The sequence below is a fragment of the Leptospira haakeii genome (assembly GCF_002812045.1).
Classification (GTDB): Bacteria; Spirochaetota; Leptospiria; order Leptospirales; family Leptospiraceae; genus Leptospira_B; species Leptospira_B haakeii.
In genome coordinates, this window is the sequence record NZ_NPEG01000013.1 from 40101 (window position 1) to 55239 (window position 15139).

At 40.6% G+C, this 15139-nt stretch carries 14 protein-coding genes and 2 tRNA genes; 11 read left to right on the forward strand and 5 right to left on the reverse strand.

Going from position 1 to position 15139, the window contains the following annotated elements; all coding sequences use genetic code 11:
- Positions 1-109 precede the first annotated feature (109 nt).
- From CH377_RS16150 to CH377_RS16160, 3 genes are all read left to right on the forward strand, one after another.
- Positions 110-1204 (forward strand): L-dopachrome tautomerase-related protein, encoded by a 1095-nt coding sequence (locus CH377_RS16150; RefSeq protein ID WP_100724787.1) that lies wholly within the window; start codon positions 110-112, stop codon positions 1202-1204.
- A 279-nt stretch (positions 1205-1483) separates the two neighbouring features.
- On the forward strand, positions 1484-3091 hold the full coding sequence (locus CH377_RS16155; protein ID WP_100724788.1) for a xylulokinase: 1608 nt from the start codon (positions 1484-1486) through the stop codon (positions 3089-3091).
- 74 nt (positions 3092-3165) lie between these two features.
- Complete coding sequence (locus CH377_RS16160) at positions 3166-3840, forward strand: TetR/AcrR family transcriptional regulator (RefSeq protein ID WP_100724789.1); 675 nt, start codon at positions 3166-3168, stop codon at positions 3838-3840.
- An 80-nt stretch (positions 3841-3920) separates the two neighbouring features.
- Here the strand turns inward: CH377_RS16160 and CH377_RS16165 are convergent, their stop codons facing one another.
- Positions 3921-5933, reverse strand: coding sequence for a 1-acyl-sn-glycerol-3-phosphate acyltransferase (locus CH377_RS16165; RefSeq protein ID WP_100724790.1), 2013 nt, complete (start codon positions 5931-5933; stop codon positions 3921-3923).
- Positions 5934-6130: 197 nt separating this feature from the next.
- Between CH377_RS16165 and CH377_RS16170 the strand changes: the two genes are divergently transcribed.
- The 4 genes from CH377_RS16170 (at position 6131) to CH377_RS16185 (ending at position 8735) form a co-directional block, all read left to right on the forward strand.
- Positions 6131-7129 (forward strand): ATP phosphoribosyltransferase regulatory subunit, encoded by a 999-nt coding sequence (locus CH377_RS16170; RefSeq protein WP_207797665.1) that lies wholly within the window; start codon positions 6131-6133, stop codon positions 7127-7129.
- 60 nt (positions 7130-7189) lie between these two features.
- A complete protein-coding gene (locus CH377_RS16175) occupies positions 7190-8464 on the forward strand; it encodes an adenylosuccinate synthase (protein ID WP_100724792.1) in 1275 nt (424 codons plus the stop codon).
- A gap of 105 nt (positions 8465-8569) precedes the next feature.
- A tRNA-Lys gene (locus CH377_RS16180) sits at positions 8570-8642 on the forward strand.
- Positions 8643-8660: 18 nt separating this feature from the next.
- Positions 8661-8735, forward strand: a tRNA-Glu gene (locus CH377_RS16185).
- Position 8736: 1 nt separating this feature from the next.
- On the opposite strand, the gene CH377_RS16190 is transcribed toward CH377_RS16185, so the two are convergent.
- Both CH377_RS16190 and CH377_RS16195 read right to left on the reverse strand, forming a co-directional pair.
- Positions 8737-9627 (reverse strand): TIGR02757 family protein, encoded by an 891-nt coding sequence (locus CH377_RS16190; protein WP_100724793.1) that lies wholly within the window; start codon positions 9625-9627, stop codon positions 8737-8739.
- A 22-nt stretch (positions 9628-9649) separates the two neighbouring features.
- On the reverse strand, positions 9650-10546 hold the full coding sequence (locus CH377_RS16195) for a hydroxymethylglutaryl-CoA lyase (RefSeq protein WP_207797666.1): 897 nt from the start codon (positions 10544-10546) through the stop codon (positions 9650-9652).
- Positions 10547-10598: 52 nt separating this feature from the next.
- Between CH377_RS16195 and CH377_RS16200 the strand changes: the two genes are divergently transcribed.
- The gene (locus CH377_RS16200; RefSeq protein ID WP_100724794.1) at positions 10599-11285 is read left to right on the forward strand and encodes an ATP-binding cassette domain-containing protein; all 687 of its coding nucleotides are present in this window, start codon (positions 10599-10601) and stop codon (positions 11283-11285) included.
- Positions 11286-11369: 84 nt separating this feature from the next.
- On the opposite strand, the gene CH377_RS16205 is transcribed toward CH377_RS16200, so the two are convergent.
- Together CH377_RS16205 and CH377_RS16210 are read right to left on the reverse strand one after the other, a co-directional pair.
- Complete coding sequence (locus CH377_RS16205) at positions 11370-11993, reverse strand: hypothetical protein (protein ID WP_100724795.1); 624 nt, start codon at positions 11991-11993, stop codon at positions 11370-11372.
- Between the two features lie 63 nt (positions 11994-12056).
- On the reverse strand, positions 12057-13100 hold the full coding sequence (locus CH377_RS16210; RefSeq protein WP_100724796.1) for a tetratricopeptide repeat protein: 1044 nt from the start codon (positions 13098-13100) through the stop codon (positions 12057-12059).
- Between CH377_RS16210 and CH377_RS16215 the strand changes: the two genes are divergently transcribed.
- Genes CH377_RS16215 through ccsA form a run of 3 tightly spaced genes read left to right on the forward strand, consistent with a single transcriptional unit; the run spans position 13100 to position 15118 of the window.
- Positions 13100-13723, forward strand: a complete 624-nt coding sequence (locus CH377_RS16215; protein WP_100724797.1) for an ABC transporter ATP-binding protein — start codon at positions 13100-13102, stop codon at positions 13721-13723. The genes CH377_RS16210 and CH377_RS16215 overlap by 1 nt on opposite strands.
- Positions 13720-14388: a heme exporter protein CcmB gene (locus CH377_RS16220; RefSeq protein ID WP_100724798.1), complete on the forward strand. Its 669-nt coding sequence runs from the start codon at positions 13720-13722 to the stop codon at positions 14386-14388. Before CH377_RS16215 ends, CH377_RS16220 begins: the two co-directional genes overlap by 4 nt.
- A 46-nt stretch (positions 14389-14434) precedes the next feature.
- Positions 14435-15118: a cytochrome c biogenesis protein CcsA gene (gene ccsA / locus CH377_RS16225; RefSeq protein ID WP_100724799.1), complete on the forward strand. Its 684-nt coding sequence runs from the start codon at positions 14435-14437 to the stop codon at positions 15116-15118.
- The last annotated feature ends 21 nt before the right edge of the window (positions 15119-15139 follow it).

Below are 15139 nucleotides of genomic sequence, written 5' to 3' on the forward strand. Positions count from 1 at the left end.
TTCGATTTTTTATGAAAGACCGACTTCTTAAATTCGGACGTTCGACTTAAACAATGCGGACGACCATTTTCTTTTTTGCCTTATGATATGAGGCAGTGGAGAAAATTTTATGTTAAAAAAATGGGCAATAGTCTTTGCATTGGTTTCTACCATTGTAAAATGTGAAACAGGAAATTTAGAAGATAGGACAACGTTACCAAAATATCCAAATTCTTCTATGGAAAAAGTGATCCAGTTGGATCGCCCTCCCGGTAATATAAGTGCATCTGCATCCGGAAGGATCTTCTTCTCCTTCTTCCCTCAAGGTTCTCCTCCGATCAAAGTTGCAGAGTTAAAGAATGGCCAGGTTCTTCCTTTTCCAAACCAAAACTTTCAGAAAAATTTTAACACAGTTCTTTCAGTGAGAGTGGATGATAAGAATCGGTTATGGACCTTGGATTATGGTAATCTGGCGATCACAAGGCCAAAGGTGTATGCATTCGATATAGAAACAGGTGCCACCATCCACGAGTATGAATTCCCTGTCGCTATAGCTCCTAAAGATTCTTTATTCAACGATATGCAGATCGATACGGTAACGGAAACTATCTTTATCACAGATACAAGCCCATTGATACCGGATCCTGGGCTGGTTGTTTACGATATCACAAACAAAAAAGCAAGAAGGTTATTAAAAGACCATGTCTCTGTGGTTGGGGAAAGAAATGAGATCGTAGTAAACGGTTCTCCTTTCCAAGTAGCCGGGGTTTCAGTCATATTTAACGCGGATTCTATTGCTTTAGACCAAAATCGGGAATGGTTATACTTTGCTCCTTTCACTTCCGGAGAATTATATCGTGCTAAGACCAGTGTTTTAAGGGATTCTACTTTGACTGCGGCCCAACTCGCGGCGCAGGTGGAACAATATTCTTTAAAGTCAATGAGTGATGGGATCAGTATCGATAAGAGCGGAAATATTTACGTGACCGACGCCGAACATTCTGCAGTGAATCTGATCGATCCGGATAAAAAGATCACTACATTATTCAAGGATCCAAGTTTCCGTTGGCCTGACGGATTTAGTTATGCTCCTGATGGATATATGTATCTAACTTGCAGTGCGTTAAACGAAGTTTTCCTGCAATTGGATAGTGTAATCTTAAACAAAGGACCTTATTATATCTATAGATTCAAACCGGAAGCGGAAGGGATCATAGGTAGATAATATACAAAGGACTTGGGCGACTCCCTCGCTTCGCGAGAGATCGCGCTGCTGTGGGTTCGCGCATTCGCGCTCATCCGGGCAAAGCCCGGACTAAAGCCCTTCGCATCGCTGTCGCGGTTGGTTCCCGCGATTCAATTGACACGAAAAGACAATCGCATATAACCGCCTTCTCATTTAGGAAAAAATGATTGCCCTTTTTGAGGGCTTTTCCAATCTCCTGATGAGTGAGTGCTCACTCATCGAGTAAAATTCCCAACAGGGCTTCAGAGGATCCGCTGCATGAAATCAAAAGTCTATGTTTTGGCTTACGATATAGGAACTACCGGGACCAAAACTTGCCTATTTGAAATCGGTGATAGGCTTACTCTCGTTAATTCCGCGACCCAAGAATACGGACTTACACTTTTAGAGGGCGGAGGAGTGGAACAGGATCCCCAAGATTGGTGGAATTCTATGAGAGATACCACTGCTCAGGTCCTAAAAGAAAGCAAATTAGATCCTGTAGAAATTCGTGGGATCTCCTTCTGTTCTCAAATGCAAGGACTTGTCTTAGTTGATAAGGATCTGAAACCGGTTCGTCCAGCGATGAGTTATATGGACCAAAGAGCTCGTGAGCAAATGAAAAAAGGGATAGAGCATGGGATCAAGATAGAAGGTCTGAATGCTTATAAACTTCTTCGTTCCTTACAGATCACAGGTGCAGTTGCAGGAAGTGTAAAAGATCCATTATGGAAATATAAATGGGTCGAGGCAAAAGAGGCAGAAAAATTCGCAAGAGTCCACAAGTGGTTGGATGTAAAAGATTATCTGACTACTAGATGCACAGGCCGAGCTACCATGACCTTGGATTCTGCATTTGCCACTTTCTTATACGATTCTCGCCCGGGTAAAAGTCGCTGGCATAAAGGACTCTGTAAAATGTTCGGAGTTCGCTTTGAACATCTTCCTGATCTAATACAATCCACGGATTTGATTGGTGGCCTAACTGAAATATCTGCAAAAGAATTAGGCTTAAAGGAAGGAACTGCAGTTTTTGGTGGAGGTGGAGATGCCACACTGATAGGAATCGGAGCAGGTGCGGTAGAAGAAGGAGACACTCATATTTACGCGGGAACTTCCGGTTGGGTTTCCACAGTGACTAAAAAAAGAACTGTGGATATTAACGCAAGGATTGCTTCTATCGTAGGTGCAAGAGCGGGTTATTATAATTATTTCGGAGAACAAGAAACTTCCGGTAAATGTCTACAATGGGTCAAGGACCATCTTGCCCTAGACGAGATAGATGTTTATTTAGAAAAAAAGAATGTAACAGAAGGAGAGGACGCGGTTCACGAAAGTCTTTTCGCATATTTATTCGAATCCATCAAAGATACTCCTGCAGGAAGTGACGGGGTCATCTTCACTCCTTGGTTACATGGAAATCGTTGCCCATTCGAAGATCCTGCAGCAAGAGGAATGTTCTTCAATATCGGTCTGGACACCGGAAAAAGAAAACTCATTCGATCCGTGATAGAAGGTATTTCTTTTCATAAACGTTGGATTTTAGAATTATCTGATGCAAAGGTTCCTGCTTCTTCTACGATTCGATTTGTAGGTGGAGTGGCGCGTTCTCCCATCATTTGCCAAATTTTGGCGGATATTACTGGTAGAACTATCGAAACCATAGATCATCCTCAAAATGCGGGAGCTACTGGAGCGGCAGCGATAGCTGCATTAGGATTAGGTAAAATTCATTCTTTCGAAGAGATCAGAAATCTAATTCCAAGCAAAGAAAGATGGAATCCGAATCCGGCGAATAAATTAGTATATGATCGGAATTTTTCCGTATTCAAAAAATTATATGAGGCTAATAAGGCGCATTACGCAATCTTAAATACATATAAATAAAAAGAACTGAGCGTATCCCATAAGGGACTCCTTATGTAAAAAGTACGAACTCGGTTCTGGCAGGGTGTCAACAGATGAAGAGAATAGAACAGTCCAATCGAGTTCGGGGCAAAATTTTAGAAGTTTCCCGAAAACTTTTCGTAAGTGAAGGATATGAAAAGGCAACCATACGTAGGATCATCGAGGAAGCAGAGATCACTACAGGAAGTCTTTATCATTTTTTCAAGAACAAGGAAGAGATACTTCTCGCAATAGCGGGAGAAGTATTCAACGAAGCGGGTGAGACCGCTGAACGCCTGGTAGGTGAAATGGATCCTCCACTGGTTTTTGCCATGGAAATAGGATTACAATTCTATCTTTGCCAGAAAAAACTTACCATAGCGGAAACATACTTAGCGGCTTATAAAACCCACGGTGTGACCGATATGATAGGAAATCGGGGCTCTCATAGAAGCAAGATCCTATTCGAAAAATATAATCCTGAATTCGACGAGCAAGAATATCTGATCCGTACTTTGGCCTTCAGAGGGGTATTCCAAAGTCTTCTGGAAGAAATGGTATATTCCGGAAAAATAGACAGACTCAGAATGATGACCACAGTCATCCAATTGGGGCTTACTACATTCGGAGTTCCTAAAGAAGAAATGGAAATTGCATTACAAAAAACTTTCCGACTTCTGAAAGAAAGAGCTTCCGAGATAGAAGCGCTGTCAGAAGGATTACTGGAAATTTTCGTAAACGGGCGATAAAAGTTCTCGCGAAAAAATAAAAACGGCGAAAGGAACACTCCATTCGCCGTTTTGACCTTAAGAGAGATATTCGGTTTTGTTTATACTCTCGACAACCTTTCTTCCATTCCTTCTGCAACTTTACGGACGTCTTTCTTATTGATGACTACTTCGTAAGCAGCATACATGATCGGAACTTCGTTCGGGTCTATCTTCATTAGGTTCGGCATTACTTTCAATCCATAGAATCCATTGGACATCTTTTCGGAAGGATGGCCATTTGCTATATCATAGCCTGTTTTTCTGTCTTTTGCATCTGTTCCAAAACAAGATAACATAAAGTCAGTGAGTCCGGATAAACCTTGGAATGTTTCCGGTTTTCCTCCCATCCGCACTCCCACATTTACCATTTCGTTGAAGAAACGATTAGAAAGATGGAATAGAGAATTATCCACATTCCCACCGAGAGTCTGTTGGAAATAACCTTCGACGATTCCCATTACAAGAGCATAAATTGTTTTGAGCGCGCCGCCTAATTGGACTCCTTTTACGTCCGTAGGTATAATGGCGGATCTTGGGAAGATATAACCTGTGGTTAATAATTTTTGAATACGAGGGATTAGGCTTTCGTTCACAGCTGCGATCTCGAATCCGGAAATTTTTCTTTCCATGATCTGATCCGGATAACAAGCACCGGAGATCACTCCGATCCTATCGTCTTCAATTCCTAACCCATGTTGTAGATCGTCCAGGATCAAACCGGCACTAGTAAACCCTTTGATGATATTGAAGAATGGAGCCTTGTTCTTAGAAAGATAAGGTTGTAGGTCAGGATAGATAGTATGCAGCTCCCAAGGATTGGTTCCCTGGATAAACAATGTAGCTGATTTTAATTCTTCCGGATCAGAAGTGAATGTAAGGTTCGGAGGAAGTTTATACAGAGAGTAAGTTCTGAGGTCTCTTCTTTCCGTATTTGACTGAGAAGTATATTCTTGATCTGGATGGTATACAAAAACGTTGATATCTTTATTTGCAAGTACGGTTGCGATCGCAATTCCCATACTGCTATTTCCGATCACTACAACCTTTTCTTTAGGTTCTTTAGGCACCTTGATGAGTTTGTTTTGATCTCTAGCGTCCGCGCTATACAAGTTCCTGTAAATACCATGTTGGTGTTTGTTCAGGTTTTGTCCTACGAGTAGAGCCAGATTATCGATCAGGAACTGTTTTTTGTCCCCATGTTCCGGGAATGGAAGGTGTTCGATATCCTTAGGGAAATGAGCCATTTCCTTTTTAGATAAGTCTCCAACTAACACTGGTTTACCGATTGTAAGTTTTCCAGCTACTTGATTGAAAAGTAAGCTCGTGGTGGGAAGAATCTTGTCAGTCTTCTCCAAAGAAATTGGAAGAATGACCTTATTTGCTACATAGTGATAAACCGTATCCACAAAAGGCATTAGTCTTCCGTCTCTGGATCTGGTTCCTTCAGGGAAGATTGCTGCGATCTTTCCCTCTTGTTGTAATTTTTGAGAATGTCGGAACGCTCTCATATTAATTTTGGTCATTACGTCTGAAAGACTTGGGTTATCCGCCATGTCTCTCTTGGAGCAGACCAAAAGAGTTCCGAACATATACAGTCCTAGTCTGGTAAAGTCCGGCTCGTATGCCAAACGTCCTGCGATGAATACCAATTGTTCCGCTACTTCTCTACCTTCAGGAGAAGCATGATATAAAAGTTGGAAGATTGCAGGAGCATCCAAATGGCTTAGGTGATTGGAAATCAGGGTAACCGGGTATTTTCCGATCAGAGGTTTTACTGCGGCTAGGTTTTCGATACCTTCTACGGTAAAAAATTTCATGATAGGAGAAAGGAATTCGATCATGAATTCGCGTGCCTTCTTTTCAGGAGGCGTATACACACCTATTCTTTCCAAAGAAGATGGATCTTTAAAAACATCCATGACCGGCGGCATTGGAGTTACGGAACAAAGATAAAGAAATTTCTGAAGTATCTTTTTAGCTTCTTCTTCGCTCATTCCTGATCTTTTGAATAGGTGAATGTTCTCGAAGAATTCCTTCTGCCATCTTCCGACGGATTGTTCTTTTTCTGCCATGCTACGTCTCTGTTTAAGGTCTTGCGGTTAATCTGGTTTCGGTGCTTAGAGCTCGAACTTTAAGGTTGGATACGCGATTTCCGGAGAATACTTTCTATCCTTGGAAGGCTTATTGTCATTCTATTTTTTGGGAAAAACGATTTGAATTCTACCCTAGCCAAAAGGAACTGTTCTTTGGGGCTTTTCGTAAAGAACAGATGACACATAATCCTCCAGAGTTTAGCGAGAAAAAATGGATCCCGGACGGATTTCATTTTTTTGGACCGAACGAGAGTTCGGAAAGAAGGGAACTTCTAAATTCCCTCAGTTCCAAGCTCAAAGAATTCAAATACTCTGAGGTATTTTTACCTTCTTTTGATTATTCTTCTTCTTTTTTGCTTACCATGTCAGCAGAAGACTCCTCTGCTTTATATAGATTCAGGGATTCTGATGGAAATGAGATCTCTCCTAGCGCGGATTTGACTGTTCAGGCCGTAAAAGGTATGGCCGGTTTTGCGCACCGCAAAGAAAACCAACGTATCTTTTATCAGGGAAAAATTTTCAGAGACTATGGTAGAAAGAGCGGATCTAGAAAAGAAATCCTGCAAGTAGGTGCAGAGCATATAGGTGGTTCGGGTTCTTCTGCTATTTTAGGAATTTTGAAAGAGATTTCTGGATTGTTCTCCGGAATTAAACTGCGTTCGCCATTGACCGTCGTGCTCGGTAACGTTGGAGTCTTTCATTCCGTTCTTGAGTCACTGGAACTTTCCAGATCTGAAAAAAGGCAATTATCGTTTTTATTATATAGGAAAAATCTTCCGGAGATCCGCCGTTTTCTGGAAAACAGAAACGCTTCTAGGATTTTCCCGGTATTAGAATCTTTATGTTTGGGATTTGTTTCTCATAAGGAAGATCTAGGTAAGAAGTTTGCGTCTTTAGGACTTTCTGATTCTTTCCAAAAGATCATTTCTGAAACAGGTGAAATTATAGGTTCACTCGGCAAAACTCCCGGTTTGGAATTTTGTTCAGATTATACTCTTATTCCGGATTTGGAATATTATACTGGATTCGTTTTCCAAGGTTACGTATCCGGAAGTTCAGAACCAGTTCTAACCGGAGGAGCTTATGATCATTTGTACGAGCTATTCTCCGGAACCCAAAAAGACGCCTGTGGATTTGCAATCAATGTAGATGCACTGGAAGCAGTATTGGAATAATATGAAATTATATAAATCTATCGGTCAGATACAAAAGAAACAGGAATTAAGGAATAATCCATGCCCGCAACATTAGTGGTCGGAACCCAATGGGGTGACGAAGGGAAAGCAAAAGTAATCGATTACCTTTCCAAAGATACGGATATCATAGTACGTTACCAAGGTGGAGCAAACGCTGGACATACAGTGGTAGTTCATGGCAAAAAATACGTTTTTCATTTGGTGCCATCCGGGATCATTTACGATCAAACAGTTTGTGTGATCGGTAACGGAGTAGTCTTAGATCCAACATTCTTTATCGAAGAATGTGATAAGCTCCAAGCAGAAGGATTTCCAGTATATGATAAACTTCTGATCAGCGACGCATGCCATCTTCTTTTCCCATTCCATGGATTGATCGATTCTGCTAGAGAAAGTTCCTGCACTCCGGATCGTAAGATCGGAACCACTAAAAAAGGAATCGGTATCTGTTACGCAGATAAAATGATGAGGATCGGGCTTAGAGTCGGAGATCTTAGAGAAAGCGATTTCGAAACCAGACTACAACATCTAGTAGATGAGAAGAATAGAGAACTCGTAAAACTTTACGATGGAGAAGAACTCTCCGCCAAAGAGATTTTAGAGAATGTAAAAAAATTCTATTCTAAGATCCAAAAGAATATCATCAACACTCCTTATTACTTGGAATCCCAATTAAAAGCAGGCAAAAAAATACTGTTAGAAGGTGCGCAAGGAACAGGGCTGGACGTTGATTTTGGTACTTATCCATATGTAACCAGCTCCAATCCTACCACTGGCGGGGCATTTATTGGTTCTGGAATTGCATTCCATCATTTAAAAAGTGTGATTGGAATCACAAAAGCTTATACTACAAGAGTGGGAGAAGGTCCTTTTCCTACAGAACTTCACGGGGAAGAGGGAGAAAGACTCAGAACTTTAGGCGCAGAATACGGCGCAACCACCGGCAGGCCAAGACGTTGCGGTTGGTTTGATACGGAAGTTTTGAGACATGCGGTTCGTATCAACGGACTTACATCCATTGCACTTACTAAGATAGATGTTCTTTCTGCTTATGATAAAATTCCAGTGGCAGTTGCTTACGAAAGGAATGGCAAAAAGTTGGATTGTTTCCCTTCTCAAGGGCTAGACCAAGTAAAGGTAATCTACGAAGAATTCCCTGGTTGGAAAACAGACATCACCGGCATCGGAGAATTCGACAAACTTCCTTCTGCTTGTAAGGATTATATCCGCGCTTTGGAAAAACTGATCGGAGTTCGTATAGATTTAATCTCTACAGGACCGGATAGAAAGGATACAATAGCTTCCGGATTCTAAACCAAACGAAAGTTTTTTGCGTTTGGAAACTCCTCCAAACTAGTAAAAAACTATGTGAAATTCGTTTGACCAGAGAGGGCCGAAAAATATCGTGTTCTTACGTTCGAGTCGTTAGCTCAGCTGGTAGAGCATCTCACTTTTAATGAGAGGGTCTTGGGTTCGAATCCCAAACGACTCAAGCTGAACTAATTAAAACGCCGCCATCGTCTAGTGGTTAGGACACCAGGTTTTCATCCTGGTAACCGGAGTTCAATTCTCCGTGGCGGTACCACTCACTTCTTCTTTTTCCCATAAATCTTACAAACCTCTTTCAGATCGCAAGATTCACATAGCTCGGCGATATAAACACTTTTACATTTACGTAAGATTCCGAGCCTACAAAGTGCAAAGTCCATTCTCAATGGATCTTCCGGATAAAACTTTTGGAAATAGTCCGTGACTTCTCTGGATTTTTTGAAATCAGAAGTTCTTCTTTCCGTAATTCCTAAAATATTAGAAAGACGATTGATATGAGTATCTAAAGGAAATAATAACTCCGAGGTTTTGATCCCTTTGTATAAACCAAGATCAGGTTCTTCTTTGCGGACCATCCATCGTAAGAACATACAATAACGTTTATGCGCAGACTTAGGATTTCCAAGCCCGATCAAAAAACCTAGTCCGTAGGACTTCCAACCAGGATCTAATTGGCTTAAAATTTCAGAAAGCCTGGATTGAAAACCTGAGATCCTTTTTTCTAAACCAGATTCTTTTGGATGGATTGGACTAAACCAAGATTCTAAAAACTTCTCACCGGTTTTTTCAATTTCCAGATAAGCTAATCGGATCGCTTGTAAGAACAATAGAATGTCCTTTTCTTTTTGGAAACGATAAGGCCCTAATTTATTTTTCCAGATCTTGGTTCCATGATTGAGTAAATATTGTTTAGGGTGTTTACCCATCGGTTCCAAAAGCCTTGCGAGAAAACCTCGGATTGCGGTTACATTGCCATAGGCAAATAACGCGGATAAAAGTCCTACAAATTCTCTATCTTCCGGAGAATCATATAAATAACATAAGAATAATGGATCTGAATCTAAGAATTCCGGTTTAGTATAATTCTTATATAAAAGATCAAAACTTTTTTTTAGGTTTTTCTCTTTGGGAAGGGTAGAAGAAGGCATATTCGCTCTTAGCGATTTCTTTTTAAGAGGCCGCTTTTGCTTTTAATGCGATATAGGAACGTGAAGCCAGTTTTCTTTGTAAGATGCTTTCCATGAACGCAGAAGCTTCCAGCAATTTAGAAAGATCTATTCCGGTTGGAATCCCAGACTTATGGAAGAAGTAAACCAAATCTTCGGTCGCTAAATTTCCGGATGCACCTTTTGCATAAGGGCAACCGCCTAATCCACCGGAAGAAGAATCAAAGGACCGAATTCCTAATTCATAGGATTTTTGAACATTCGAGATTGCCATTCCGTATGTATCATGAAAATGTCCTGCTAGTTTATCGGCAGGGATTTCTTTTAGAAGAGTGTTAAGCAATTTTTCGACTTCTGCAGGAACCGCAGTGCCGATTGTTTCTCCCAGGGATATTTCATAAGCACCTTGGTCCAAAAGTATTTTAGAAACTTCTAAAACCTTTTTTGGATCAATTTTCCCCTCATAAGGACAATCGATTACTGTGGAAACATAACCTCTTACCAGCACTCCATCTTTCTTTGCTTCTGCAAAAATTTCCTTAAATCCATCTATGGATTCTTGTATGGTTCGATTGATATTTTTTTTGGTGAATGATTCCGATGCTGCAGTGAATACGGCTACTTCTTTAAATCCGGAAGAGATTGCCGCTTGGTATCCTTTTAAGTTAGGAGTGAGCGCACTAAAATGAACATCTCCTTTCAGATCCAAGGACGCGGAGAGTTCTTTTGCATCTCCTAGTTGAGGAATGTTTTCTTTTCTTACAAAGGAAGTCGCTTCTATATGTTTTAAGCCGGCCGCGACCAGCTTTTGGATATAAGCTAGTTTATCCTCTGTTGGGACCTCCGACTTTTCATTTTGGAGTCCATCTCTTGGTCCTACTTCCGTAATTTTCAAACTCATGTCTTTAAGGGATTGATTGTCAGAATTCTAAGCAAGCACTAAACCGGTATCCGTGTCCGAGAAAAAAGAAACTATCATCATTATGGAAGAAGTTTCCCTGTCTTCTTCCGAAAGGACTTACTTATCCGGGGTAAACCTAAAAGTAGAAGCAGGAGAATTTCTCGGAATTTTGGGCCGTTCCGGTTCTGGAAAGTCCACTCTCTTGCGACTATTATTAGACCTTCCTATTTCTTCTTCTTGGAAAAAAACAGGAAGTATTCGTATTTTCGGAAAATCGAAAAAAGAAATTCCAGCCAGATGGATCCAACCAGTTTTCCAGGATCCTGTTTTGGGTTTTAATCCAATTTGGACCTTGGAAAAAAGTTTAAGAGAACCTCTTCAATTATTCAAAGAAGAAAACTTATACGAGTCTTCATTAGAAAAATGGCTATCTATCTTGGGTTTAGAAGGTAAGGACAGAAATCGGCTCCCTTCTTTTTTTTCGGGAGGAGAGCTTCAGAGATTTTCCCTTCTCCGTGCACTTCTCTGCCGTCCTAAAATTTTATGTTTAGATGAGGCGACTTCTGCTTTAGATCCTATCTTGAATCATCAGGTTTTGCAGGCTCTCTCCGATCTGAATCGGAAAGAAGGAGTTACTATTCTTTGGGTAACTCATAATATTAAATCCGCAAATAAGTTCTGTTCTCGGATTGTGGAAATGGAGGAGTTAAATTCTAATTCTGCCGCCACTTTGAGTTGATCTCACTTGAACGGACCTTCTTCCAATAAAAAACCCCAAGGAGAAGTCCTCAGGGTTTCAACAAAACTATATCGAAAGAGTTTTTTAGAACTCTATATGATACAAGTTTTTGCGGTCTTTTTTGTCCTTATACAAAGCTAATAGAATGTCTATCCTGTAAATGGAAGAGCGAAGACTTGCTTCTAACAATCTGAGAGCTTTGATCTGGTTTTCGAGAGACATCTCGTTGAGTCTGGTCACTTCGGTTTTTTCGAAAACTTCGTGAGTAACCTCGCTCGATTTTAAATCTGTCGGTTTGAAGACGATTTTTTTATTCTCGAACATCACTTCGTAATAGATCCTTTTACTTTCGGATGCTAAAGTGATGTCGGCTACCTTTCCGCTATTGAACTGGAAGGTAATGTATTTGAACAAATTGCTCTCATAACCGTCCTGAACTTGGAAAGGAATGTCTTCCGTGACAATGGTTTGGCGTTTCTCATACTTCGGCATCAGGACCACGAGAATATCGTGTTTGCGCTCCAAGTCTTTTAATCTTTCGTTGATCGTTGCTTCTAGACCTACGATGATTTTTTTAAGGGACTTGGTGTACTCGCTTGTTTCGTCCTGAAATACGTCCGCCTCGTTGACCTTCTGTTTTTGTTGGGCCAATAATGGAACGAAGAAGAAGAGGGTCGCCAAAGCGAAAAGCCTGGTTTGGTTTTTCATTGGATCCTCCGTCCGTAAGATTGGACGGATTATTTTGATTTGCCAAGTCTTTTTCGGGTTTGGCTATTGCCCTTCCTTCTCAGCTTCCTCGTCCGCGGCCTTGATCTCCGCGAATCTTTTTGCCAGGTCCCTTCTTCTTTCTATAATTTTTAGCGAGAATTCAGTAAAGAAAGGGTCATTGGGGAATTTTAATAACTCGTCATATTCTTTTGCAGCCGTGACATAATCGCCGATCTTACTAGCTGTCTCCGCAAAATAAAAATGAAATTTTTTATTATAAGGCCTCTTCTTCCCTTGGTCGTCGTATAGATCCGTGTTTCTGAAGATCTTGTAAGCATAATAATCCCTGCCTCCCATGATCTCCAGACGAGCGAGTCCAAGCTTGGCATCGGGGCTATTCTGGTCGATGGTTAATGCTTTTTTAATATAAATTTGGGCTCTATTCTTTAAATCCGTTCTGATATAATGTTCTGCGAGTAGTACCAGTGCTTCCGTTTGGAACTGATTCAGCTCGACGGCTTTTTTATAATATATGACCGCTTGTATTTGTTCGTTCAGAAGTTCGTAAAGAACTCCCAAATGCATATAAGTTCTGTAATATTTGGGGACTTCTGCGATTGCATATTCATACTGAAAGATCGCCTTCTGGTATTTTTTTTCTATATGATAAGCTCTTCCTAGATTATATCTAAAAGCGAAGAAGGAAGGATCAAATCTCATTCCCGCTTCTAACATAGAGATAGCCTTTTCTCTTTTTTTAGGATCTGCGGACTGCAATAAGCCTACTGCTTCGTTATTGAAGATCCCGCTATTGGTGATCTGTTTTCCTTCGTATTCAAAACTTGCTTTGGATGGGGGAGGGGCGCCTTTCCAATGTCTACCTGCCGCCACTATAAAGTCCTGTTCTGATCTAGCAAGGCTTCCGTCTTGGTAAAACTCAGGATCTAAAAAATCATTCTCTCCCCAGAGTATTCCTGCGTATTCAGAGTCGCCTATTTTGAATTGAGCATGTATGATATTGGGAAAGATCAATAATAAAAATAAGCAGAGTGACTTGGCAAAATTTAAGCCTTGTAAATACTCTTTTAAAAGGGAAATTGTCCTCATTGGTCCCATTACAAACATCGATTCCAGTATTGGAATGTTCTAACCTATCGTACAGTATCGGACGAAAATCGGTTTTAAAGAACGTTTCCTTTTCCGTTTTTCCGAACGAGATCTTATTTGTGAGAGGAATGAACGGCTCCGGAAAGACTACACTTCTTAAGTCGATTTTGCAATACGATAAATTCAAGGGCCAGATCAAATTTCCTTCTTCTAAATCCGCTAAACTTTCTTACCTGGGCCATGATCTGGGATTATATACTACACTTAGCCTAGAAGAAAATTTGGAATATTTCAGAGGTATTGCAGGCGATTGCCGTCCGGAAGATCAGATCATTTCTTGGTTAAAAGATTTTCGTCTTTGGCAAAGAAGAAAGGATCCTGTATCTTCTTTTTCTCGCGGGATGAAACAGAAGGCAGCGGTAGTGCGTGCTCTTTTGCCTAACGTGGATCTTTATCTTTTGGATGAGCCCTTGACAGCTTTGGACAGCGAGGGAGAATCCAAAGCAAGATCAGTTTTGGAGAATGTATTAAATTCTTCTTCTATCATTATGGTGACCCACGATCCTAATTTTAGTTTAAATGCAAGGTCCAGACTTTTGGAATTGGGAGAAAATTCCAAATGAAAGCGATTTTATCTCTGATCCGAAAAGAGTTCCGTTTATTAGGAAAAGCAAGCAATGGGATCCTTTCATTACTCGTTTTAGTTTCCGCGATGGTGTTTTTATTCCATTATGCATTGGAAAGAAACGGCAAAATAGATCTGATTGCTCTGATCGGGTTGAAATGGGCGATTTTATTTGTCGCCTCATTCGTATTAGTTGGACAATTCACTTGGGAAGAGAGAGAAGCGGGTGGCGGAACCGCGAGCAGGCTTTTTATTTCTCCTTGGGTTTTATATTTTTCTAAATCGATTTTAGTATTTATAGCGTTGTCTGGCGCAGCGATTTATTTGATGGGGCTTTTTGCTTTAATGTTCTCTGCATTTCCCGCAGACATAAACGAGTTCGGAAGACAAATCGTATTTTTCTTTCCCGGTCTATTATGCCTTTCTTTTTTGGGGGTCTGTCTTTCCCATATCAGTTTATCTTCTCGCCTCAAGGAAATACTACTTCCGTTACTACTAGTACCTCTTTCTATTCCGGTATTTTTGTATGGGATGGAAGCGGAGAGAAAATTTATCTCCCAACCTTTTTCTGCCTTGGTGGGCTCATTTGTTCTAATTTTGGCATTTGCTTTTTTTTACGGTTCCATGGGCGCACTTCTGGTAGAAATGACTTCCGACGAATAGGATTCTTGTTGATACAATTTGCGGATACCTGCACACTTCCAAGCGTATGAATATTCGCCTCCTGCATCCCGCCTGGGACTGGATACTCTCTCTTTTGTTTTTATCGATTTTTCCGTTTGCAGTGCTTCTAGGTTTGTACTACCCGAATGTAATCTTGGAGCAGGGGATCTCTCATAGAATTTTTTATTTCCATGTTCCTGTTGCATGGGTAGCTTTGTATGGTCCCGGAATTTCTTCCATTTGTGCGGTTGCGTATCTAGTAACTAAGAACAAGACCTGGGACACACTTTCACTTTCTGCAAATAAGATTTCTCTTTTGTTTGCGATTGGTGTTTTGTTTTCAGGACCGATTTGGGCTTATCTTGCTTGGGGAACTCCTTGGGATAGTACTGACGCTCGTTTGAATTCTTTTTTCGTTTTAGTTCTCAGCCTTGTGGCTTATTTTCTATTGCGGTTTTTGGTTCTGGACCAAACTAAAAAGTATATCTTCTCCGCTTTTTTAAGTTTGTTCTGCAGTGTGAATGCTATTTTAACCTGGGGAGCAATTCGTTGGATGGACAATCCTGGAAATCACCCTTCTTCCGTATTGGGAAAAAAGGGAATGGATCCTGATATGAGGATTTCCTTTTGGTTAGGGATTTTAGCATATCATATACTTTTTTTGCTCTTATACAGGATAGTTTATCGTTTGGATAAGATCAAAGCGGTGAGAGAAGAATTGTTGGATTGAAAAATTCACTCAATTTTATAA

Coding starts and splice junctions, on each gene's coding strand:
- CH377_RS16190 (WP_100724793.1), bottom strand. CDS start 9,627: ATGCCTTCTTCTACCCTTCCCAAAGAGAAAAACCTAAAAAAAAGTTTT.
- CH377_RS16205 (WP_100724795.1), bottom strand. CDS start 11,993: ATGAAAAACCAAACCAGGCTTTTCGCTTTGGCGACCCTCTTCTTCTTC.
- CH377_RS16155 (WP_100724788.1), top strand. CDS start 1,484: ATGAAATCAAAAGTCTATGTTTTGGCTTACGATATAGGAACTACCGGG.
- CH377_RS16160 (WP_100724789.1), top strand. CDS start 3,166: ATGAAGAGAATAGAACAGTCCAATCGAGTTCGGGGCAAAATTTTAGAA.
- ccsA (WP_100724799.1), top strand. CDS start 14,435: ATGAATATTCGCCTCCTGCATCCCGCCTGGGACTGGATACTCTCTCTT.
- CH377_RS16175 (WP_100724792.1), top strand. CDS start 7,190: ATGCCCGCAACATTAGTGGTCGGAACCCAATGGGGTGACGAAGGGAAA.
- CH377_RS16150 (WP_100724787.1), top strand. CDS start 110: ATGTTAAAAAAATGGGCAATAGTCTTTGCATTGGTTTCTACCATTGTA.
- CH377_RS16220 (WP_100724798.1), top strand. CDS start 13,720: ATGAAAGCGATTTTATCTCTGATCCGAAAAGAGTTCCGTTTATTAGGA.
- CH377_RS16195 (WP_207797666.1), bottom strand. CDS start 10,546: ATGAGTTTGAAAATTACGGAAGTAGGACCAAGAGATGGACTCCAAAAT.
- CH377_RS16170 (WP_207797665.1), top strand. CDS start 6,131: ATGACACATAATCCTCCAGAGTTTAGCGAGAAAAAATGGATCCCGGAC.
- CH377_RS16165 (WP_100724790.1), bottom strand. CDS start 5,933: ATGGCAGAAAAAGAACAATCCGTCGGAAGATGGCAGAAGGAATTCTTC.
- CH377_RS16210 (WP_100724796.1), bottom strand. CDS start 13,100: ATGAGGACAATTTCCCTTTTAAAAGAGTATTTACAAGGCTTAAATTTT.